This window comes from Nonomuraea sp. NPDC003201 (assembly GCF_053590415.1).
Genome location: NZ_JBSFTC010000208.1, coordinates 1 through 20,682 on the forward strand (window position 1 = coordinate 1; position 20,682 = coordinate 20,682).

Below are 20,682 nucleotides of genomic sequence, written 5' to 3' on the forward strand. Positions count from 1 at the left end.
GTGGACGTTCGTCGTCCACACCCGTTCCAGCACCGGCAGCGCCCGGGCCGGGTCGCCGGTCGCTTCACCCAGTTCGGCCAGGAGGCCGGCCGCGTCGCGCCAGGCGTACTCGCTGTCGCCGTCGAGACACCGGCCCGCGACCGCGAGGGCCGCGTCTGTGGAGCCGTCGACCTGCCACAAGGCCCGGGCGGCCGGCACCGCGAGCCCGAGGTCGGCCGCGGCGGCGGCCCGGCGGAGGACATGGCCGGACATCTTGCCAAAAGGTACGGGCCGCGGGCTCTCGCGAGGCCTGCTCGCGGGCATCTGAGCGGCGGGGTTGCGAACGCACTTCGATCAGCCGGGCATCGCGGATCCGGAACGTGGCCCGCACGGCCCGACCTCCGCAACCATCGGCCGCCTGCGGCCACCCGGCGCAGGGCTTCGTCGGCGGCCATCGTGCCCTGGCGCGGGCGCACACGCCGCCGGTGATGACCTGGCATGCCTTTTCCGGTGGTGTGGGCTATGGTCGGCCGTATGACGGGACCGTGGAGAACACCACAAGGGTCCATCTCGCTCGTCGGCGTGATGGCCCTGGTCCTGCTGTCCCTGGTGTCGCTGATGCTGACCAGCGCTTCGGGCAGGTCGAGCGGCGACCCCGTCGTGCAGGGGCCGGCCTCTGGCCCGGCGTGGAGCCTGGGCGGAGGGGACGCCGACCTGTCCAGCCTGCCGCCGCAGGCGAGCGGCGTCCGCGAGCACCACGTACTGTCGCTGTGGCCACCGATGCGCGGCCAACGCCACGGCGAGCTCGCCCATCTGGCGCTGCTGCCGGCACCGGGCTCGATCGCGGACACGTTCCGCGATCCTCAACAGCTGGCGCACCGCACCGCGGGATCGCGCAGCCCGCCGCTCAGCTAGCCGACGTCTTCCCCGTTCGGCTCTGCGGCCACGCGCGCCGCGGAGTCTGACCGCGCGCCCGCGCTGTCCGTCGGCGCCGGGTCTCTGCGTGCCGTTGCGCCTGGAGACGTCTGATGACCGTCCCTATGGCAGGAGAAGTGACAGGGCCACCTGTCCCATGCCGCCTTTTCTCTCGACGTCAGCTAGGAGCTGATCATCGTCATGCCGTTTGTTGGATCTCTGTGGCCGGAGCGCTTGCGCGAGCCCGGCCCGGTGGCACGTGGGAGCGCGGGATGAGCCCGACGCGGCGCCTGGTGGCGCTCGACCTGGGCACCGCGCGTACTCGATCGCTGAGCGGGCACGCCATCGCCGACCGGCCGTCGGCGATCATGAGGCGAGCCTCCGGTGTGGCGGATGTGGTGCGGCCCATCCGGCACGGCATGGTGGCCGACCCCGGGGCCTGCGTTCGGCTGGTGCGCCTGGTGTTGCAGGACACCCGGCTCTACGACGGCCGGCCGCCGGCGCGAGTCCTGGCCGGGGTGCCGATCGCGGCGTCGCCGAGCGATCGCCGGGCGGTCCACGCCGCGGTATCCGAGATCGCCGGGTGCGAGGTGACGCTGGTGGAGGAGCCGCTGGCCGCCGCCGTCGGCGTCGGCCTGGACGTCCTCGATCCCCGGTCCTGCCTGGTGCTGGACGTCGGGGCGGGCATCGTCGAGGCCGCGGCCATCGGTGCCGGGGCCGTCGTCGACGCGGTCTCCCTCCAACTCGGCGCCACCACCGCCGAGGGGCTGCCGCCGTACGCGCTGGAAAGCGTCGTCGAGATGACGGCGGGTCTGCTACGCCGCCTGCCGACCGCGTCGCGCTCCCGGGGCCTGGTGGTCACCGGCGGCGGCGCTCATCAGGAGCTGCTGCTGAGCCGCCTGCGCACCGCGCTGCGGCTGCGGATCAGCGTGGCGCCCCAGCCGCAGCACGCCACCATCCGCGGCCTGATGCGCCTGTGCCTGCAGCCGGCTCTGGCCGAAGGCCTCGGCCTGCGCGCCCGCTGACGTATTCCGTTCACAGAAAGGACCTTCCACCATGACCGACAACCACGAGACCTCACACCTCAGCAGCGTGCAGCTCCAGTCGCTGCGCCAGGACCTGCAGCAGCAGTTGGAGCAGCGCAGGCGGCACCTGGACGGGCTGCGGGTGCAGGAGCAGGACGGGAGCGGCGCCGACGGCACGTGGCAGGAGCTGGTCATCTCGATCACCGCCGCCGAGCGCGCCGTCGCCGACCTGTCCCAGGCCTACGACAGGCTGGTGGCCGGCACCTACGGCCGCTGCGCGCGCTGCCAGGCGGCCATCCCGTTCGAACGGCTCAAGGTCCGGCCGCTGGCCCGCAACTGCATCGACTGCCAGCGGCGGCACGAGGCCGCCTGACACCGCCGAAGGGAGCGGGACAGCCCGCTCCCTTCCGCCGACCCGGAGTTGAACATGATCACATTGGACCGCCTGGTGAACGTGCTCGGCGGGTACGGCGTGCGGCTGTGCGGCAACCCCGAGGCACGCTCGGCCTGGCTACGCAGCGTGGCGATGCCCGATGCCACCGACCGCCACGCCGCCGGCGACCTGCTCCTGGCCGTCGGCACCACCTCGATCGCCGAGGCGGTGCAGTGGGCCGCCGCCTTCCGAGCCACAGCGGTCCTGGTCCGCCCGGCCGAAAGCGGCGCGGACGTCGAGCGGGACGCCGCCGCGCTCGGCGACCGGCACGGGGTGGCCGTCCTGCTGGCCGATCCCGCCGTCTCGTGGAGCCAGCTCGCCGGCGTGGTGTACGGGCTGGTGCTGGAGAGCCGTGAGACAGCCTCCGGACGCGGCCCGACCGACCTGTTCGCCCTGGCCGACAGCCTGGCCGACGTCATCGGCGGGGCGGTGACCATCGAGGACCGGCACTCGCGGGTGCTGGCCTACTCCCGCTCCCAGCAGGCGGGCGACCCGGCCCGGCTGGAGACCATCCTCGCCCGGCGCGTCCCCGACCGGCTGCGCGAGCTGTTCCAGGAGCAGGGGGTGTTCGCCCGGCTGGCTGCGACGGACGAGCCGGTGTTCGTGCCGGCCGATGCCGGGCACGGCCTGACCGGGCGGATGGCCGTGGCGGCGCGGGCCGGCCGCGAACTGCTCGGCTGGGTGTGGGTGACCTGCGAGCGCCCGCTGACCGGCGCTCATCTCCGCGCGCTGGCGGACGGCGCGCGCACGGTCGCACTGCACCTGCTGCGTTCCCGGGCCAGCGCCGACCTGGAGCGGCAGGTGGAGTCGGACCTGGTCATCCGGCTGCTGGAGGGCAGCTCCGACGCCGAGACGGTGATCAGCCGGCTGGGCCTGGCGCCGCAGCCGATGCGGGTCATCGCCGTCCGCGCACACCGCCGATCGCCACGCCGCGCTGCTGCTGGCCTTCGAGCAGGCGACCACCGGATTCGGCTGGTCCAGGCCCGGCCGCAGCGCGCTGCTCGGCGACACGCTCTACACCATCATGCCGGCCGAGCAGGCCGACGCGGCCCGGCAGTGGATCACCGCCCTCCACCGCGAACTGCCCGCCCAGATGCACGTCGCGGCCGGGATCAGCGCACCCGCCGAGGTCGCGGAGCTGCCCGCCGCCCGCCAGGAAGCCGACGAGTGCCTGGCGCTGCACGAGAGCGCCAGACCCGGCGCCGTCCCGCCCGCCTACGACGAGTCCTGGGACGACATTCTGCTCCGGCGGCTGCGCGCGGCGGCGCGTACCGGCCGGACTCCGGCCCGCGGGCCGGTGAGCACGCTGCTGCGGCACGACACCCGTCACGGTACGCGCTTCGTGGCCACGCTGCGGGCCTGGCTGATGAGCCAGGGCGACCTGGCCCTGGCCGCCGAGCAGCTCGGAGTGCATCCCAACACCGTGCGCAACCGGCTGCGCAAGATGGACGAGCTCGTTCCCCTGGATCTGAACGACGGTCGCAAGCGTCTCGCCATGATCATCATGTTGGCCGCCGTCGAGGACGAGCCCCGCCACTGACACGTTGTGCCGGATCGACAACGGCGGCGCCGCGATTGTCGCCCGCCCACAACGCCGCAGGTCGCCGCCAGGGCCATGCTGACTGGGACACCCCGTCATTCGTTCCGTTGGAGGTTGGGCATGGACGGCAACTGGCCGAGATCGGTGATCGTGGTGGGCGCGGGCATCGTGGGCCTGTCGACCGCCTGGTTCCTGCAGGAACGCGGCGTCCAGGTCGACGTGGTGGACCGCGGGGGAGTGGCGGCCGGCGCCTCCTGGGGCAACGCCGGATGGATCGCCCCCGGCCTCGCCATCCCGCTGAACGAGCCCGCCGTCCTGCGCTACGGCCTGCGCTCGCTGCTGAACCCGTCCGCGCCGCTGCACGTGCCCGCGAGCCTCGACCCGGGCCTGTGGAGGTTCCTGGCCGGGTTCGCCGCCAACAGCCACTGGCGGTCCTGGACCCGCGCCGCGCGTGCCAACGTACCGCTCAATGACGAATGCATCGAGGCCTACGAGGTGCTCGCCGCCGACGGCGTGTCCGCCCCGGTCGTCGCGGCGCCGATCACGGCCGCGTTCCGTACGCCACGCCAGGCCCAGGGGCTGCTGCGCGAGCTGCGCAGGCTCCAGGAGGTCGGGCAGCCGGTCGACCACACCGTGCTGGACGGTGACCGGCTCAACGAGCACGTCCCGCTCGCCGGCGACGCGCTGAGGGCAGGGGTGCGGATCGACGGCCAGCGCTACGTCGACCCGGGCGCCTTCGTGCACGCTCTGGGCAAGGCCGTCATGCGACGCGGCGCGACCGTGTACGCCGTGGAGGTCGACGAGGTGCGTACCGATGACAGGAAGGTGATCGTCCGCTCGGCCAAGGGGACTGTCCTGTCCGCCGACGCGGTGGTGCTCGCCACCGGCGCGTGGCTGCCCCGGCTGGCCCGGGAGTGGGGCGTGCGCGTCCCGGTGCGGGCGGGCCGCGGTTACTCCTTCACCGTGCCGGTCGACCATCCCGTCCCCGGTCCCGTCTACCTGCCCGACGTACGTGTGGCGTGCACGCCGTACCAGGGTCGGCTGCGGGTGGCGGGCACCATGGAGTTCCGGGACCCGGACGCCCCGCAGGTGCCCGCCCGGCTGGAGGCCATCATCGCCTCCGCCCGTCCGCTGCTGCGGGGTGTGCGCTGGGAGGAGCGGACCGACGTCTGGGTGGGGCCCCGCCCCGTCACTTCGGACGGACGGCCGCTCATCGGCGCGACGGTGGCTCCCACCGTCTACGTGGCGGGCGGGCACGGCATGTGGGGCATGGCCCACGGCCCGATCACGGGACGGCTGCTGGCCGAACAGATCACCACCGGCAAGCAGCCCGCCGCCCTGGCCGACTTCGACCCCCTCCGCTGACCCACGGCACCATTCGTCCCGCGGACCCGAGCGCCGTCGCGCCTGGCGGAGACGTTCCCCAGGAGCCGCGTGAGACAGCTATTGCATAGGAAGCTTTCCTATTTAATACTGCGATCAACGCAGCGTATCGCGGCGCGCGATGCTCCATCGCGCTCCTGCTGCACGTGACGCCCTGTCCCACTGACTCGGCGACTTACTGCCCGGAGGTCCTCGTGGTTCGTCGTGTCCCTGCCCTCCTCACCGTCATGCTCGCCGCGCTCGGCGCGCTGTCCATCTCCGCCGCGCCGGCGCAGGCGGCAGACGTGGAGGTGACCTACAGCCCGATCTCGCTCGGCGACTACTGCTCCGCCAGGGTCAATTCCTCCTCCACCATCGGCTTCTACAACGGCGGCCTGAGCTGCTACCGCTGGGGCACCGGCGGCTCCGGCATGACCTACACCGGCAGCGGAAGCGCCTCCGCCGCGTGCGCGTACTTCAACCCCACCTACACCTACCTCGGCTCTGCCCAGGGCGCCAGCCAGGCGCTGATCTGCAGGTACTCGGTCTGACCCACGCCGATGCCGCCGCGCGGGCGAGGTCCGTCCGCGCGGTCGCCGCCGCAGCGAGGGCTTTCGTCGTGCACGGCCAGGAAGTCCATCGTCGTCCCCGTCGCCGCTAGAGGTCGCGCCGCTGAAAGGTGCTGCTGGAGACTGATGGATTGCATGGCTTTAGGGCTGTATCTGGGGTTTTGCCCGGCTCTTCGCAGTTGAGGGTGTAGCGCCGAGAATGTAAAGCTGTTGGACGGTTGGACGGTTGGACGTGAGTCGTCAGGGGGTGCGAGCGTCGTAGTTCTCGCGGTTTGCGAGGACCTCGGCCATGTGCGTCTGCGCCCAGTTTCTGAGCCCGCGCGTCATGTGGTGGAGCGAGAGACCGAGGTCGGTCAGCTCGTAGGAGACGGTGACGGGGACGGTTGGCGTCACGGTACGGGTGAGCAGACCATCGTGTTCCAGCGACCGTAGCGTCTGGGTCAGCATCTTCTGGCTGACCCCGGCCAGAAGCCGAGAGATCTCGGAGTAACGCATCGCCTTCGGAGTGTCTGCGTGTGCCGCACCGGGCCGGCGAGGGCTGTTGTCGCCGCCCAGCGCGCACAGGATCAGGACGACCCACTTGTCCGAGATTCGGTCGAGCAGCTGCCGGCTGGGGCACTCTGCCAGGAACGCGTTGTACTCCACCTTGGCCTGAGCCCTCTTCTGGGCCGCCTTCATCGTCGTCACTGATCGCACCTCTCACCGATGGGTGGGTTACGCACTCCAAAGTGCCTACTTCCTGACAGGAAGTTTCTCTCCAATGCTGATGCAGGGAGGCAGAAGGCGCCACCCCCAAGTGCGCGACGAAAGGCAACAAGATGAGCACACCCTCCCTCTCTCTTCCCGGCGGCACTTGGACTCTGAGCGACCTGACCGTCACCCGGTTCGGCTACGGCGCCATGCAACTGGCCGGCCCCTGGGTCATGGGGCCGCCCGCCGATCGCGACGGTGCCCTGGCTGTTCTGCGCGAAGCGGTCGACCTCGGTATCACTCACATCGACACCAGCGACGCCTACGGGCCGCGCGTCACCAACGAGTTGATCCGCGAGGCACTGCACCCCTATCCCGAGTCGCTGCACATCGTGACCAAGGTGGGCGCGACCCGCGACGAACAGGGTGGCTGGCCTCCGGCCCGGCGACCCGAAGATCTGCGCCGCCAGGTCCACGACAACCTCAAGTCCCTCCGGCTCGACGTACTCGACCTGGTCAACCTCCGGCTCGGCAACGCCGAAGGTCCCCAGCCCGGCTCGCTCGCCGAGGCGTTCGAGACGCTCGTCGAACTCCGGCAGCAGGGCCTGATCCGCCACCTCGGGGTCAGCAACGCCACCGCGGAGCAGGTCACCGAGGCACAGAGCATCGCGCCGATCGTGTGCGTGCAGAACATGTACAACCTCGCCCACCGCCACGACGACAAGCTCATCGACCGGCTCGCCACCGACGGCGTCGCGTACGTGCCCTTCTTCCCCCTCGGGGGCTTTACCCCGCTTCAGTCCTCGGCGCTCTCGGCGGTCGCCGCTCGATTGGAGGCGACACCGATGTCCGTCGCACTGGCCTGGCTGCTGCAGCGATCACCGAACATCCTGCTCATCCCCGGCACGTCATCGACGGCACACCTGCGCGAGAACATCGCCGGCGCGGGACTCTCCCTCTCTCATGAGGACTTGACCGAGTTGGACGACATCAGCCGCTGAACGCCCCAGAGCTGAACGGCCCACAAGCCACGACCGAAGCCACGATTCAAGTTCCGGCCCCGGTCACCTTCGCGCGACCGGGGCCGAAGCAGGACGATTCGCCCTCACCTGGATGACTTCAGATCATCAACCCTCAGGGAGCGGCGGTGGCAGCTCACTCCGCGTCGGTGGCCGGGTAGGCGTCGAGGTCTCCCGAGGAAGGGGATTCCTGGCCCAAGCCCATCCGGAAGACCTCGACGTTGCACGACGCCACCCCTGGAGCGGGCTTCGCCCGCGCTGACATCAATACGTTCTGCCGCCTTGACGAGCTCGGGGTCTACCAGCGGATGATCGCCGCCTACCGGGAATCCGATCGGAGGAAACCAGCGGCCTCAGGCCACGACCACACCCTGGATTGTGAAGAGCCGTTTTACCGTACTGCGCGATATGTGATCAAGCCGGAAGCGCGCATTTCAGTAATGCACACCTGTCCTGTCTGCCACATTTGGCGGGGGAACGGCGCGCCCTTCCGGTCCTCCGGGGACGTATTCCGGCTGCTCATCACCTCGGCGCGAAGCGTTACGGGATAACACGACTTTATTTGGGTGACATTATGCATCCTTGACAGCACGCAATGTCAAAGATCATGGTGGAGGCATTCGCCCGGCAGTCTTCAAGTCGTGATTGAGGTCCGGGCACGGTCTGTTTTCGTCAGATACGACAGGGGGAATTTCTGCATGTCAGAATTCATCAACGTCCTCATCGCCATCGACGCGGAAACCATTCTCGGCAGGTTCGGCAAGAACGCCGATCCGAACGGGCCGACATCGATCCCCGACAGCAGCAACCTGATCTACATGACCACCCGGCAGAACCAACTCGGCGGCGCTCCGGGCAGGGAGCTGACAATCAACGCCGCCCCTATGGACATCATCAGGTGGCGCGAGACGACACTATCCCTGAACTCCGAGTACACCGGCATCCTCTACAGGTTCAACACCCTGGCCGGACAGGATCTGATCAGCACCCCCGTACCAAGGTCGGTGATGCTCAGCGAGCCGCAGCCGAACAGCCAGGACCCGCTGAATCCCACCATACAGAGAATCAACAGCTATTACTGGGAGTGCGAGGTCCTGGACACGGGGACGGTCACCTACAACTTCAGCTTCATGATTCTCAACCACAAGGGTGAGAAGCAGGGTTACTACTGCTGGGACCCCTTCATCAATATTCAGCCCTAGGGGCCGGCGCACACCGGCTCGTACGCTCTGCCCGGCACGTACAGGCCCCATTCCTGCCGGGTGAGCGCCCGCTGGGTCAAGGCGCAGACATTCTCCTGGCCCACGGCGGGCAAAGAAACGTTCCACAGCCGGATCGTCTTGTCGTAGCCGGTGCTCACCAGCGTGCGACCGTCGGGGGTGAAGGCCACTGCGGAGACGTCCTCGCGATGGCCGGTCAGCGGGCGGCCGAGCTGCCGCCCGGTGGCGACGTCCCAGAGCCGGATCGTCCGGTCGCGGCCGGCGCTGGCGAGCAGCCGGGCATCGGGGGAGAGGGCCACCATCCAGACCGTGTCGGTGTGTCCGACCAGTGGCTGCCCGAGTTGTCGTCCGGTGGTCACGTCCCACAGCCGGATCGTCCGGTCGGCGCTCGCGCTGACAAGGAGGCGGCCGTTCCTCTCCTGCGGCGGCGAGCGTCGTGCCGTCCCGGCTGAAGGCCAGTCCCGTCGCCCATTCCTCAGGCCCGGTGGTGAAGCGCGTGCGAGGAGCCGGGCGACGACCTCTGCCTCGAGCTCCTCCTGCGTGGGAGGACGGCCGGAGGTGCGCCGCCGCAGCGCGTCCGCCGCCTTGATCAGCACATCGGCGAGCACGTTGCCGCCCACCCCGCCGAGCACGTCGGCCCCGGCGGCGAGCAGGTTGCCGGAGGTCAGCGAGATGAGGGCGCACGCGCACAGCGTCACCACGATCCCATGCGGCGACAGCTTCAGCAGGCCGCCGCCCATGCGCCGCACCACGACGGCGATCCGTTCCCGGGCCGCGCGTGCCTGCTGGGCTCCGGGCTCCTCCCCGGTCGGCTCCATGCGCGCTCCCGTCCGTCCGCGAAGGCACCCTGCCGTACCGGTTCATCGCCGACGGCGGGCTCGCCGCTACGTCCGGTACGGGCGAGCTGCAGGCGGATCCTGATCAGCCGCGTCAGCGCGCTCAGCGAGGTATGAAGCCGCGGTAGACGATGCGCCGACGCCGGAGCACCGGCCACTGCCGGTCCTTGATGCCGCTCAGCGCAAGGATGGTCATCGCACCGGCGAGGAAGGTGCCCACGATGATGCTCATGACCAACATGAAGGCGATCTCCACAATAATCCCCTCGTCAACAGTTGAAATCTTAACTTGATGGCGTGAACAGCGCCCTTCCCCGCTCTATTCCGCGAGGTCTCCAAAGGGGCTGGTCAGCTGTGACGGTGAACCTCGAGCTTGCGACATCGAAGCTTCAGCGGCTCAAGGTGCGCTCTGGTCGTGGGTCTCGCCATGATCGGTGTCCGGCGCCACGGTCTGGATACGCGCCTCCGCGACCTGCCGCATGATGCGGCGGGCCCCGCACGCCTCGGCGGTGGCGTACGCCTCTGCGGCCAGCGCCACCGCGTCGTCCCGTCGCCCTTGCGCGGCGGCGATGTAGATCAGTCCTACCTGGTTGGCGGCGACGGCGGCCGGCAGGCCGAGCTCCCGGCACAGCCGTACCGATGCCTCCAGATGCTCCCGGGCGGCGTCCAGCCGGCCCGCGGCATGGTCCGCGATCCCCAGGTGCCGGAGCACTTCCCACTGGGTGTATTTGTCGCCTGCAGCAGTGGCCAGGTCATACGACTGCTCAAGGAGAGGAATGGCGCGGTCGGGGTCGCTCCGTACGACCTGGTGGAAACAGCCCTCCCAGAACACCGAACCCGCCTCGCCCGCCGCATCGCCCAGCGTCCGGTACAGGTGTGTCGCACGCTCGAACAGCGCCAGCTCACGTGGGTCCTCGCGCCGGTCATCGAGGAACCGCGCGTGCAAGATCCGTCCCCGGGCCAGAGCGAGATCGGCTTCGACCTTGTCCAGCTCCCGCTCCACCGCTGCCGGCTCACCGACATCGCCGATGAAGACAGCGTGCTCATAGGACAGCTTGGCCTTCTCGATGCGTCCCTCCATGCCTGCCTCCGCTATGCCCCTCGTTGCGGTTCATGAGACCGTACGCCGGCGATCTCAACAAGCTCTCGGACCCATCCAACCTTCGATGGCATGAAACTCGGCATCCTGCTCCGGCCATGTGTGCCCGGGTTATTCGTCGTCTGGATCTGCCGGCGCCGCGGTCGGTGCGATCTGCAATGGTGTAGCAGCCCCGCCGGCGATCTCGCGCCCCTGATTCAGCGTGTAGTCAAGCTGCCTGGCCAGGAGCGGGAGAGTCGCCGGAGGTAGATACGCATCGGCGCCGGCGTCCAGCAGGCGTCGGACCGGGCCGTGGTACTGAACTCCGAGTTCGTGATCCTCGATTTCGGTGACGATGACGCGAGCCTTCGGGAACATCGATCGGAGCGCCGCAATCAGCTGCGGGCTGCCTGGAGGTACCAGCAGCACATCGGTTGTCGCGGGAGCCGCATGCATGTCGAGAACTACGTAGTCCGCCCCGAGCTGGGTCGACAGCGCAACCCGAGCCGCGGTCGACAGCTCCATCGCGGTGGCCACGACGGTCACGCTCTCGTAGTCGATCGGTGCTTGATCGTCGGCCTCTTCTGGCGCGTCGCGATCGACGATGGCGCCTTGGACCACGTCGATGGTGCTGGAGATTGTCGCTATCGACGCGCCGTCACGCGTGACAACCAAGTTCTCGCCAGGCTCGAGGGCGTCGATGAGCGCCACGACATCTTCGGGAAGGCGGGTCACGTCGATTCGCTGCACCGGGCGTGGGGTGCGTTTGCGGATCAGCATGCCTGGGACGCGCTCACGGCTGCGAAGGCACCCTGCGTCATGAGCGGCCCCGGTCACCTGTCGACATGGTCGCTGCTCCGGAGGCGCCGTTCAACCCGATGGTCACATGAATCCCTTCAGATACCGTGACCTTGTTGGATGCCACTGAACGCTCATTGGTTCGAGCCGCGCCGGAGATTCGCTTCTATCGCGAGGTAAGGCCACCTGCCCCGTGCCATCGAAGCCACACCGATGTCATCGATGCCCGATGGAATCAAGCCAGGTCGCAGACGAGTGCGCCGTGGTGAAGCGGATCACATGCAAGGGAGCAAAGCGTGGGTCATCGATGCGCTGCTGTATGTCCGCTCGTCGCGCCGCGTGCTGGGACCATGCCCACCATGCGGGGTGATCTCGCCGGAACCATTCCGCCACAGTCTCGCGGTTCCCGTTGAAGATTGGTTCGCGGAGAAACGTCCTGCGCAGTGACCGCCGCAGGATCCGAGGCATGATGACCCGCCGGGGGTAGTCCAGCCATACGACGGTGTCGGCGCGTTCCCAAAGCAAGTCACGGACTTCCGGGTAGCCGAACGAGTCGAAGACCCAGGCCGGTGAGTTGGTGATCTCTGCGACCTGAGCGGAAAACCGGTCGTTCACGGCCCAACCGGGACCGGCGAAGTACAGGGCGTCCATCTCGTGATAGGACACGGCGAGTTGGCTGCTCAGGGCCCGTGCCATGGTGGATTTACCCGCCCCGCTGATGCCAACTACCAGGATGCGCTGCATCCATGCAGGCTAAGCCCTGGGGACAGCGGCGGAACGCGACCGGACGAGGCGGTGGCGCTCGTGGACGTCCTTGCGGAAACACCGCTGCAGGCCTGGTTGGCATGGCGCTGTTCGAGGCGGGCGACGACTGAGGAAGTGGGCGGCCGCGACTCGGTGGTGTCGTGCTTCCCGTTGGCGTCTGCGGTCGCGGCCAGGAAACGGTTGGGGATGTCCTGAGCCGGCGGGGTCGTACCAGTTGATGGAGTCTGCGGCGGGCGCCCCGCGAGACGCCCGCCGGGGCTCACACGCTCCTGGCGCCGATGCGCCTGATCCAGTGCTGGCAGTAGACGCAGGCGCCGCGGTCCTTCCAGCCCGGCGAGGTCTCCTTACCGCCCCACTTGCCTCCGGGGTGCCACACCCGGGCGTGGAAGACGAAGGTGTCCCCGGGGATCTTCTCGACCGAGCTGATGCCGGCGCCGGGGCCGTTCAGCCAGCGCTTGAGCGCGTCCACCTCGGCGCACGACTCCGGCGGCCACTTCTCCGACTGCGTGATGCCGCTGACCAGTGCGGTGATGAGAGAGGTGGTCGCGTGCTGGTGCATGTCCTGGCCGCTGAAACCCTCGTAGGTCGCTCCGGGCGAGCCGATCACGGCCAAGCCGCAGACGACCCGTCCCACCGGTGTCTCGCTCGCTCTGCTGCTCAGCAGCCCCGCGCGGTACCGATCGCAGATGCCCGTGGCCGTGGAGCGGGCCGCGTTCTCGGCGTCCCTGACCTTCCTCGCTTCGGCCTCGACCCGCTGGCGCTCCCGCTCGGCGCTGTCCTTGCGGGTCTGGTCGTCGAGGTAGATCTGCCACGCTCCGTTGTCGCCGTAGCCGTCCAGCCACTGCTGGAACTGGGTGACCGCGGCGCCTGGGGTCATCTCGTTCAGGCCGACCCTGCTCTCGTAGGTCGTGAGTTTGCTCCTCAGCGCGGTCATCGTGTCCAGGCTGAAGCCCGACTTCGGGGTGTGGCCGGAGCAGAGGGCGCTGACCTGCACCTTTCGTTGGAAGAACCACACCTTTACGGTGTCGCGGTCGGCGGTGGCGGCGGGAAGGGGGGTGAAGAACTGATAGGGCTCCATCGACCTCGTCCTCGTGCCGGACCGTTCCAAAAACGGTCGGGTCAGCAAAACGTACGCCCCGCGCGAGCGCCCGCAAATAGTGCCGCGGTAAGGGCCGCCCGCAACAGGACCTATTGAGGAGGCCGCAGGACCAGGGGCGAGGTGCCGATGCGCCGGCACCGGAAGAGCATGATCGGGCTACCAGGCGGCTGCGCCGCTCGACCAGGCCCAGAACCGGCCCGTCGCCGACGCCGTCCAGCACGTCGCCGGGAACCGCGGCATCCCGATGGCACGGATCGCGATGGCCTGGCTGCTGCGCAACCCCGTCGTGACCGCCCCGATCATCGGCGCCACCCGCCCCGAGCACCTCGCGACGCGGTCGCCGCCCTCGACGTCGACCTCACCGCTGACGAGGCCCACCTCCTGGAAAACCCGTACACGCCCCGCACCCCGTCCGGATACTGACGGCAGCCGGACCGACCGCCCCTCCGCCGTCTTCGAGACCGTCGAGCCGCCAAGATCCAGTGCCCTGTTGCGGCTCTACGGCCGCTTGCGCTATTGATCACGGATGTCGTTGACAAGGGTGATCCGGACGGTCGTTGATCTACTCGACAAGACGTCGCGGATGCGGTCGTCCCAGGACCTTCCCAGCAGGTGAAAGCCGGGCGACTGGAGCCCGGCCTGGAACTGATCAACCAGTCCCGCGGCGACAACGAACTGCGGGCACTCCGTGTCGAACAGCTGGCGATCGCCGGCGCCTCGCACACCGAGACGTTGGGCCGGTTGGCTGGAGACAACGCCGACGGTCTGCTCTGGCTCGGCGCCGCGCGGATCGAGCAGGCGTGGGCGATCCGCGGTGCCTTCCGGGCCCCGTACGTGGGGGAGGAGCGCTTCGTCCGTTTCTGGGAGGTGCTGTCGAGCGCGGCCGGGCCGTTGGAGCAGGCGGCAGAGGCGCTGCCGGACGATCCTGTGCCCTGGGACCGGCTGCAGTGGCATGGGATCGGCATGCAGAGCGGCAGAGAGGAGCTCGACCGTATTTGGACGGAGCTGACCGCTCGTGATCCGCACCTGTACCTCGGGCATTACAGCCGCGTCCAGGCACTGTGCGCGAAATGGTACGGCTCCGACGAAGAGCTGCTCGCCTTCGTCCGATGCGTGACGGCGTCGGCGCGTGCGGGCGACCCGGTGGCGGCCATGTTGCCGCTGGCGCACTTCGAGATCGTGTGGAACGAGATCCACGAGACCGAGCAATCCGCTCAAGACGTTCTGGAGGCCTACTTCGGCGACTCCGACGTGGCGGACCCGCTGATCGAGGCGGCCGACAAGTGGCGTGACGGTGACCGGCCACATCCGCGTGCCTTGGACGCCATGCACCTGTTCGGCGCCGCGTTCTACTTCGGCGGGCACCTCACCCGCGCGCAGCGCCTGCTGGCGGGTGCGGGCAGGCGCATGCCGGAGATCCTGCCGTGGTCGGCGGCATCTCTCACGCCAGGACGCCGCTACGCCCGGGCGCGCCGGAACCTGGGGCTTTCCTAGGCGGCCCGGTCTTCGACTTGACGGGTGCAGCAGCCCGGGGCATCGGTAGTCGGCCCGCCCGTTCCTGCTGCTGGAGGGGGCGCCGGCTCGCTACGGAAGCGCAGGACCGTGGGCTCGGCTTGTAGCCGATCTGCTGGGCGAGGCTCAGCTCCTCGCACATGAACCACAGATCGACGATCGAACCCGGCCCACCCGGTCCCAGGCGCTGATGTCGGCGAACTGGATGTACTTGCGGGGGTAGTCGGACGCGTGAACCCAGTCGTAGCGGGCCTCGAAGCTACCGTTGCCCCCGCCGCCGCGGTTGAGGAAGGCGTGCACCGCACCGTCCGCGCTGACCCGCAGGATGTCGTCGCGTCCGTCCCCGTTGAGGTCGGCGAAGCGCACCTCATCCCCATGGACATCGTCGTCCGGGCGGTACACGCCTACGTTCACCCAGTCAGGTTGCCCAGGTGCGCCGACGGTGTTCACCGACGCGCGGAAGCTGCCGTCCGGACCCGACAGGCGAGTCCCCCGGGTCGTCGTCGAAGGGGGAGCCCGCCGGGTTGCAGCCGTTGGCTTCGTTCTCGGGCAGCGGGGCCTGAATCCAGCCCTTGTCGTCCGCCGTCGATATGGCGCCGTACCAGGCGTCGGCCATCTTGGCGGGCCCCAAGGGCCGACTACTTGAAGGCGCGGTGGAGCTGGGTCATGGTCTGCTCGACGCGGCTCTTGTCGCCGACGACCACGTAGGTCTCGTAGTTGACCTTGTCGCCCTTGTCCATGGCTCCACTGGGGCTGGTGACCTGGATGGTGTTCTCGCCGAAGTGGCCGTTGTAGTCCATGGGCGGGCGGGTCATCGTGTAGTAGTAGGCCTTGCCGCTGAGAACTTCGGGCTTGATGTACATGCCGAGGCAGTAGCGGTCGTCGTCCGTACAACGGACCATGGGGTCCTTGCTCGTGTGGGACTCCACGGGCTTGGGCGACAGGCGGCCGGTGGCGAGGCTGTAGGCGAAGACCTTCGTGAAATCCGGCTGCAGGTAGGCGACGAAGACGCCACTGAAGTGGTCATACGGTTCGTCGTCCGAGGTGATCGTGGCGGTGGCGCGGAAGACGTTCTCCAGCGCGGGCACGTCGTGATCGGGGGCGAGCTCGATCTCGGTCTGCAGCCAGTACGGCGACAGGCCCATGGTGAACGGGGAGCGCTTGTCCTGGTGGTCGGCGCTGCGGCAGTTGCCCCAGCCCGGTTTCGTGTCCGCGAGGGTCACGAACATCGCGGGCCTCCCCGCCGTCCGGATGGAGCTGCCGGACCGGGCCATGGTGTAGAGCGCGCTCGTGCTGGGACCGTGGTAGGGAGGCGGCTGGCCCACGTCGTCCATGCGCGTGCCGGCCTGCGTGGGGTTGTAGCACTCGGTCGCCGCCTTACCCTCCTGCCAGGCGTGGAAGGCGTACTGGAAGGCGGCGCCGTGGCCGCCGCTGGAGATGAACTCCTTGTTGTTCACCTTGACCGACGCGATCGCGCCGGCCAGTGCCGTCGACGTCGTGACGGACAGCTTGTTGCGCTTGTCGACCAGGACGGACGCCGTGACGTCCTGGAACGTCCGGTCGTAGTTCTTCTTCGTGGCACATTCGGACGTGTATGTGAGCACGAAGTCGTCGTAGGTGGGGCTGCTCCGCGGCGGCGCCTCGCACGAGCTCTGCGCGGCTGTCGCGGCCACCGGGGTGACCACAGCCGTCATGACCGTGACCGCGGCCAGTACGGCCCCCTGTCGGATGGATCTCATGATCGGGATTAAACCGGCGCCCGGCGAAGAGATGGGATCTGTTCGAGAAAAGGGTAAGTGTTTGGGTTCGCCGGTTCGACAAGCCTATGGTTTCGTAGCGAACGTTTTCTATGAAGGAAACTGCCGTTCGTATTCGCTGACCCGCAGCGGCAGGACCGCGCCGTGCTTGGTGTTGGGCGGGATATCGGTCTCCGCGGCCGGTACGCACCGCCAAGCGTCCGTCGCGACATCGGCGTTGGCGAACGGGACGTATCCATGGAAGTCCGGCCCGAAGTGGTCGGCGAACATCAGCCACCCGTCGCCCCCGAGTTCCGCCGGAAGATCAGCGGCCGCCGCGCGCCGGTTGGCCGGCACGGCCGTCGGGTTCCTGGCCACGCGGATCGCGGAGAACGGGAAGAACAAGCAGGTCGCGCGCGAGTTCATCAGCCGCTTCTCCGTCGTGGCCCGCGAGTCGACCGGAGGGTGGACGCGTGCGGCCGTCATCGTGGTGACCACGTACGGACAACGTTCTCTACACTGGTGAGGTGGCCAGACGAAGGAACGACGCGCTCGACGACCCCGAGCACCGCCAGAGCACGATCAAGGACGTGGCCGAGCTCGCCGGCGTCTCGCTGTCCACGGTCTCGCGCGTGGTGGCCGGCAACTACCCGGTGGCCCAGGCCACCCGCTTGCGGGTGGAACGGGCGATCGAGGAGCTGAACTACGTCGCCAACACCCACGCCCGCGTGCTGGGCGGCGGATCGGCCCGCACGGTCGGCTTCATCGTCAACGACGTGCGCGGTGCGGCCTTCGCCGAGGCTGTGCACGGCGTCGAGCAGGAGGCCGCGCGCCGTGGGCACATCTGCCTGGTGGCCACCACCGACGGAGATCCCGTCCGCGAGCTGGCCGCGATCCAGCTCATGCGCGAGCAGCGGGCCGCCGCGGTGTTCCTGATCGGCGGCGCCACGGACAACGCCGCCTACCGGGCCCGGATGGCCGACATCGCCCGCTCGCTCGACGCCTCCGGGTCGCGGCTGGTCCTGTGCGGCCGCCCGCCGCTGGGGGACGGGATCCCGGTAACCGTCGTCGAGTACGACAACGAGGGTGGCGCCTACGCGCTGACCAGCTTCCTCGTCGGCCGTGGCCACCGCAGGATCCTTTACGTGGGCGGGGATCCCACGTTCACCACCACCGCGGGACGGCTCTCCGGTTTCCGCCGGGCGATGGGCGACCTCGGCTGCCCCGTGGACGAGAGCCTGTTGGAGCTCGGCACGGATTTCACCCGCGCGTCGGGCCACGAGCGCGTCAGCGCCCGGCTGCGGGGGGAACGCGACTTCACCGCGGTCTTCGCCGAGACCGACGTGATCGCCGGCGGCGCGATGGCCGCCGTCTTCGACGCGGGTCTCAGCGTCCCCGAAGACGTCTCCATCGTCGGCTACGACGACATCCCCCTGGCCGCCGATCTGCGTCCCGGCCTGACCACCGTCCATGTGCCCTACGAGGAGCTGGGCCGCGCGGCCGTGCGCAGCGCCCTGGACCGGCCCGCGGGCAGGGCGGAGCAGCATCAGATGCTGGGCGCCCACGTCGTCATCCGCCGGTCCGCCGAACGGCCGTCCCCGGCGTAGAGAGCGTTCTCGGCGCGAGCCGCCGCCGCGCGACAGCGCTGCACAGTGCCTTCACCAGGGACATCGGGCGTAATGGGAAATTTAGGCGAGCAGGCCACTCTGACGAGGATGCCTCCCGGCTACGGCACGGACGGCCTGTCGGGTGCGCCGGTGGCCCGGATGAAACGGGCGCCCCACTCCTGGACGTGCGCGGCGAACTCCGGCGGCCCCAGCACCTCGAACTCGGCCCCCACATTGCCCAGCGCCTGCGTCGGCCAATCGAGAGAGGTCGAGGTCATGGTGATCCGGCAGGTGCCGTGGCTGAGCGGTTCGATCGTGCCCCACTGGCCGATCGCCTGCCGTACCCGGGTCTCGGGGGCGTGGACGAGCGCCTGGACCGTGTACGGCGCCGGGGCCCCGCTTGCTGCCTGGACGAAGGCCGCGGCGTCCTCGGCCGGGAGCGGACGCGGCCGGAATCGCGTGCCGGTCCCGCTCGGCTCGGTCAGCCGGTCGAGGCGGAAGCTGCGCCAGTCGTGCCGGGTCAGGTCGTAGGCGACGAGGTACCAGCGTCCGCCGAGGGCGACCAGGCGGTGCGGCTCGACCTCGCGCCGGGTGGGGGCGGAGCCTCTGGCGGTGTAGCCGAAGCGCAGCCGCTCCTGGTCGCGGCAGGCCTGGGCGACTGCGGTGAGCACCTGCGCCGCGACGACCGGCCCGGCCGCGGCGACGGAGAGGGTCATCTCCCGCAGGGCGTCCACCCTGGCCCGCAGCCGGGGCGGTAGGACCCGGATCACCTTGGTGAGCGCACGCAGCGACGCCTCCTGCATCCCGGCGATCCCGCTCTGCGCCGCGTCGCCGATACCCACCGCCAGAGCCACCGCCTCCTCATCGTCCAGCAGCAGCGGCGGCAGGACGGCGCCGGGCGCGAGCTGGTAGCCGCCGTCGGTTCCCCGGGCCGCGCTGACCGGATAGCCGAGCTCGCGCAGCCGGTCGACGTCGCGGCGCAGGGTCCGTTCGGATACCCCGAGCCGCTCGGCCAGTTCCGTGCCCGGCCAGTGGCGGTGGGTCTGCAGCAGCGAGAGCAGTCGGAGGGTCCGTGAGCTGGTGTTCGCCATGTCGCCATCCTCGCGCGACTTCCGGTCAAAAAGTGACCGGAAGCCTGTTTAGAGTCGATTTCGAAGGCCGTACCGACCTAAGGAACAAGAAATGATCACCCGTGAGATCCAGCTGACCGCACAGATCGCCGGCACCGCCACGCTCGACCACTTCACGGTCGCCACCACCGAGGTGGACGGCGAGGTCGTGGTGCGGACCGACCAGGTCGGGCTCGCCGCGACCTACCTGGAGCTGATGCGCGCGGACTGCACCATCCCGGTACCGGCCTGGCAGCCGGGCCGGCGGGTGGGTGTGGCCGCCATCGGCACCGTCGTCCGGTCCGACAGCCCCGAGCTCGCGGTTGGCGACCTGGTCCAGTCGATGACCGGCTGGAGCGAGTACTCGGCGGGCCCGGCCGCCCAGTACACCAAGCTCGACCCCATCGCCGACCCCGGCTACTACCTCGGTCAGGGGCCGACGGCCTACTACGGGATGGCCGACGTGGCGGGCGTCGGCGAGGGCGACGTGGTGTTCGTCTCCGGCGCGGCGGGCGGGGTCGGCTCACTGGCCGGGCAGATCGCCAAGTGCCTGGGCGCGGCGCGGGTGATCGGCAGCGCCGGCAGCCCGGCCAAGGTCGACTACCTGGTGAACGAGCTCGGCTACGACGCCGCGTTCGACTATCACGACGGCTCGCCGGTCGACCGGCTCCGAGAACTCGCGCCCGAGGGCATTTCGGTGTTCTTCGACGTCGTGGGCGGCGAGCAGTACCAGGCCGCGCTGCAGGCGGCCAGGCCCGGCGCCCGGTTCGCGCTGTGCGGCTCGCTGTCCAGCCAGCTCGGCGACGCGGCCGAGCGCTTCCCCACGCCCGACCACGCCGCGGCCCAGGCCAGAGGCATCGAGCTGCTGCCGTTCTCCTGCTACCACACCCCCGACCAGATCGCCGCCTGGCGGGAACACTTCAGCACCTGGCTGGGCGAGGGCCGCTTCGTCTACCCGCAGACGGTCATCAAGGGCGAACTCGAGGACGTGCCGCAGGCGTTCTTGTCGCTGCTCCAGGGCTCCTACCGCGGCAATGTCTCGGTGCGGCTGTCATGACGACTCTCTCGAACAGGGCCCTGAACCGGGCCCTGCTGGACCGCCAGTTCCTGCTGGCCCGCACCGATCACACTCCGCTGGAAGTGATCGGGCGTCTGGTCGCGCTGCAGGCGCAAGAGCCCAACTGGCCGTACGTCGGGTTGTGGAGCAGGATCCACGGCTTCACCCACTCCGAGCTCACCACGCTGCTGCAGGACCGGAAGGTGGTCCGCTCCGGCCTGCTCCGCAGCACCCAGCACCTCGCCGCGGCCGACGACTTCCGCCGGCTGCGGCCGCTGCTGCAGCCCGTCCTCGACCGCACCGCCCGCTCGCCCTACTTCGCCCGCAACAGCG

General features: G+C 69.4%; 27 protein-coding genes. 13 read left to right on the forward strand and 14 right to left on the reverse strand.

The window, feature by feature from the left end; genetic code table 11:
- Positions 1-252: hypothetical protein (locus ACWDX9_RS43410; RefSeq protein WP_449965420.1), on the reverse strand; the 252-nt coding region annotated here is incomplete at its 3' end.
- Between the two features lie 261 nt (positions 253-513).
- Here ACWDX9_RS43410 and ACWDX9_RS43415 point away from each other — a divergent pair.
- The 3 genes from ACWDX9_RS43415 (at position 514) to ACWDX9_RS43425 (ending at position 2,292) form a co-directional block, all read left to right on the forward strand.
- On the forward strand, positions 514-894 hold the full coding sequence (locus ACWDX9_RS43415; protein WP_449965423.1) for a hypothetical protein: 381 nt from the start codon (positions 514-516) through the stop codon (positions 892-894).
- A 272-nt stretch (positions 895-1,166) separates the two neighbouring features.
- Complete coding sequence (locus ACWDX9_RS43420) at positions 1,167-1,919, forward strand: rod shape-determining protein (protein ID WP_449965426.1); 753 nt, start codon at positions 1,167-1,169, stop codon at positions 1,917-1,919.
- Between the two features lie 31 nt (positions 1,920-1,950).
- Complete coding sequence (locus ACWDX9_RS43425) at positions 1,951-2,292, forward strand: TraR/DksA family transcriptional regulator (RefSeq protein WP_364254527.1); 342 nt, start codon at positions 1,951-1,953, stop codon at positions 2,290-2,292.
- Positions 2,293-2,430: 138 nt separating this feature from the next.
- On the opposite strand, the gene ACWDX9_RS43430 is transcribed toward ACWDX9_RS43425, so the two are convergent.
- Positions 2,431-3,363 (reverse strand): hypothetical protein, encoded by a 933-nt coding sequence (locus tag ACWDX9_RS43430; protein ID WP_449965430.1) that lies wholly within the window; start codon positions 3,361-3,363, stop codon positions 2,431-2,433.
- Between ACWDX9_RS43430 and ACWDX9_RS43435 the strand changes: the two genes are divergently transcribed.
- The 3 genes from ACWDX9_RS43435 to ACWDX9_RS43445 all read left to right on the forward strand — a co-directional run bounded on the left by ACWDX9_RS43435 (position 3,293) and on the right by ACWDX9_RS43445 (position 5,805).
- Positions 3,293-3,892 (forward strand): PucR family transcriptional regulator, encoded by a 600-nt coding sequence (locus ACWDX9_RS43435; RefSeq protein WP_449965478.1) that lies wholly within the window; start codon positions 3,293-3,295, stop codon positions 3,890-3,892. The genes ACWDX9_RS43430 and ACWDX9_RS43435 overlap by 71 nt on opposite strands.
- Before the next feature lie 120 nt (positions 3,893-4,012).
- Complete coding sequence (locus tag ACWDX9_RS43440; RefSeq protein ID WP_449965433.1) at positions 4,013-5,257, forward strand: NAD(P)/FAD-dependent oxidoreductase; 1,245 nt, start codon at positions 4,013-4,015, stop codon at positions 5,255-5,257.
- A gap of 212 nt (positions 5,258-5,469) precedes the next feature.
- Complete coding sequence (locus tag ACWDX9_RS43445; RefSeq protein ID WP_449965434.1) at positions 5,470-5,805, forward strand: hypothetical protein; 336 nt, start codon at positions 5,470-5,472, stop codon at positions 5,803-5,805.
- 258 nt (positions 5,806-6,063) lie between these two features.
- Here ACWDX9_RS43445 and ACWDX9_RS43450 read toward each other — a convergent pair whose 3' ends face one another.
- Complete coding sequence (locus tag ACWDX9_RS43450; protein ID WP_449965481.1) at positions 6,064-6,501, reverse strand: winged helix-turn-helix transcriptional regulator; 438 nt, start codon at positions 6,499-6,501, stop codon at positions 6,064-6,066.
- 140 nt (positions 6,502-6,641) lie between these two features.
- On the opposite strand from ACWDX9_RS43450, the gene ACWDX9_RS43455 reads away from it, so the two are divergent.
- On the forward strand, positions 6,642-7,514 hold the full coding sequence (locus tag ACWDX9_RS43455) for an aldo/keto reductase family oxidoreductase (protein WP_449965435.1): 873 nt from the start codon (positions 6,642-6,644) through the stop codon (positions 7,512-7,514).
- A gap of 154 nt (positions 7,515-7,668) precedes the next feature.
- Here the strand turns inward: ACWDX9_RS43455 and ACWDX9_RS43460 are convergent, their stop codons facing one another.
- The gene (locus ACWDX9_RS43460; RefSeq protein WP_449965438.1) at positions 7,669-7,797 is read right to left on the reverse strand and encodes a hypothetical protein; all 129 of its coding nucleotides are present in this window, start codon (positions 7,795-7,797) and stop codon (positions 7,669-7,671) included.
- Between the two features lie 433 nt (positions 7,798-8,230).
- Between ACWDX9_RS43460 and ACWDX9_RS43465 the strand changes: the two genes are divergently transcribed.
- Complete coding sequence (locus tag ACWDX9_RS43465) at positions 8,231-8,734, forward strand: inclusion body family protein (RefSeq protein ID WP_449965440.1); 504 nt, start codon at positions 8,231-8,233, stop codon at positions 8,732-8,734.
- Here the strand turns inward: ACWDX9_RS43465 and ACWDX9_RS43470 are convergent.
- The 6 genes from ACWDX9_RS43470 to ACWDX9_RS43495 form a co-directional block, all read right to left on the reverse strand.
- Positions 8,731-9,570 (reverse strand): WD40 repeat domain-containing protein, encoded by an 840-nt coding sequence (locus tag ACWDX9_RS43470; protein ID WP_449965443.1) that lies wholly within the window; start codon positions 9,568-9,570, stop codon positions 8,731-8,733. The two genes, ACWDX9_RS43465 and ACWDX9_RS43470, sit on opposite strands and share 4 nt — an antisense overlap.
- Before the next feature lie 121 nt (positions 9,571-9,691).
- Positions 9,692-9,844: a hypothetical protein gene (locus ACWDX9_RS43475; RefSeq protein WP_449965444.1), complete on the reverse strand. Its 153-nt coding sequence runs from the start codon at positions 9,842-9,844 to the stop codon at positions 9,692-9,694.
- A 141-nt stretch (positions 9,845-9,985) separates the two neighbouring features.
- Positions 9,986-10,669, reverse strand: coding sequence for a hypothetical protein (locus ACWDX9_RS43480; protein WP_449965447.1), 684 nt, complete (start codon positions 10,667-10,669; stop codon positions 9,986-9,988).
- A 129-nt stretch (positions 10,670-10,798) separates the two neighbouring features.
- Entirely contained in the window at positions 10,799-11,446 is a 648-nt protein-coding gene (locus ACWDX9_RS43485; RefSeq protein ID WP_449965449.1) for a hypothetical protein, read from the reverse strand.
- Positions 11,447-11,680: 234 nt separating this feature from the next.
- The gene (locus ACWDX9_RS43490) at positions 11,681-12,208 is read right to left on the reverse strand and encodes a hypothetical protein (RefSeq protein WP_449965452.1); all 528 of its coding nucleotides are present in this window, start codon (positions 12,206-12,208) and stop codon (positions 11,681-11,683) included.
- A 280-nt stretch (positions 12,209-12,488) separates the two neighbouring features.
- Positions 12,489-13,307: a hypothetical protein gene (locus ACWDX9_RS43495; protein ID WP_449965455.1), complete on the reverse strand. Its 819-nt coding sequence runs from the start codon at positions 13,305-13,307 to the stop codon at positions 12,489-12,491.
- Between the two features lie 265 nt (positions 13,308-13,572).
- Here ACWDX9_RS43495 and ACWDX9_RS43500 point away from each other — a divergent pair, with 265 nt between their 5' ends.
- Together ACWDX9_RS43500 and ACWDX9_RS43505 are read left to right on the forward strand one after the other, a co-directional pair.
- On the forward strand, positions 13,573-13,848 hold the full coding sequence (locus ACWDX9_RS43500; protein ID WP_449965457.1) for a hypothetical protein: 276 nt from the start codon (positions 13,573-13,575) through the stop codon (positions 13,846-13,848).
- Positions 13,849-13,940: 92 nt separating this feature from the next.
- On the forward strand, positions 13,941-14,822 hold the full coding sequence (locus ACWDX9_RS43505) for a hypothetical protein (RefSeq protein ID WP_449965458.1): 882 nt from the start codon (positions 13,941-13,943) through the stop codon (positions 14,820-14,822).
- 144 nt (positions 14,823-14,966) lie between these two features.
- Here the strand turns inward: ACWDX9_RS43505 and ACWDX9_RS43510 are convergent, their stop codons facing one another.
- The 3 genes from ACWDX9_RS43510 to ACWDX9_RS43520 form a co-directional block, all read right to left on the reverse strand.
- The gene (locus ACWDX9_RS43510; protein WP_449965461.1) at positions 14,967-15,254 is read right to left on the reverse strand and encodes an FG-GAP-like repeat-containing protein; all 288 of its coding nucleotides are present in this window, start codon (positions 15,252-15,254) and stop codon (positions 14,967-14,969) included.
- 224 nt (positions 15,255-15,478) lie between these two features.
- Positions 15,479-16,579: a hypothetical protein gene (locus ACWDX9_RS43515; protein ID WP_449965463.1), complete on the reverse strand. Its 1,101-nt coding sequence runs from the start codon at positions 16,577-16,579 to the stop codon at positions 15,479-15,481.
- A gap of 108 nt (positions 16,580-16,687) precedes the next feature.
- Positions 16,688-17,062 (reverse strand): hypothetical protein, encoded by a 375-nt coding sequence (locus ACWDX9_RS43520; RefSeq protein ID WP_449965466.1) that lies wholly within the window; start codon positions 17,060-17,062, stop codon positions 16,688-16,690.
- Between the two features lie 41 nt (positions 17,063-17,103).
- Between ACWDX9_RS43520 and ACWDX9_RS43525 the strand changes: the two genes are divergently transcribed.
- The gene (locus ACWDX9_RS43525) at positions 17,104-18,183 is read left to right on the forward strand and encodes a LacI family DNA-binding transcriptional regulator (RefSeq protein ID WP_449965469.1); all 1,080 of its coding nucleotides are present in this window, start codon (positions 17,104-17,106) and stop codon (positions 18,181-18,183) included.
- A gap of 119 nt (positions 18,184-18,302) precedes the next feature.
- Here the strand turns inward: ACWDX9_RS43525 and ACWDX9_RS43530 are convergent, their stop codons facing one another.
- Complete coding sequence (locus ACWDX9_RS43530; protein ID WP_449965471.1) at positions 18,303-19,274, reverse strand: helix-turn-helix transcriptional regulator; 972 nt, start codon at positions 19,272-19,274, stop codon at positions 18,303-18,305.
- A 91-nt stretch (positions 19,275-19,365) separates the two neighbouring features.
- Between ACWDX9_RS43530 and ACWDX9_RS43535 the strand changes: the two genes are divergently transcribed.
- Together ACWDX9_RS43535 and ACWDX9_RS43540 are read left to right on the forward strand one after the other, a co-directional pair.
- On the forward strand, positions 19,366-20,349 hold the full coding sequence (locus ACWDX9_RS43535) for a zinc-binding dehydrogenase (protein ID WP_449965473.1): 984 nt from the start codon (positions 19,366-19,368) through the stop codon (positions 20,347-20,349).
- The coding region (locus ACWDX9_RS43540; protein ID WP_449965475.1) for a DNA glycosylase AlkZ-like family protein at positions 20,346-20,682 on the forward strand (337 nt) is incomplete at its 3' end. The genes ACWDX9_RS43535 and ACWDX9_RS43540, both read left to right, overlap by 4 nt.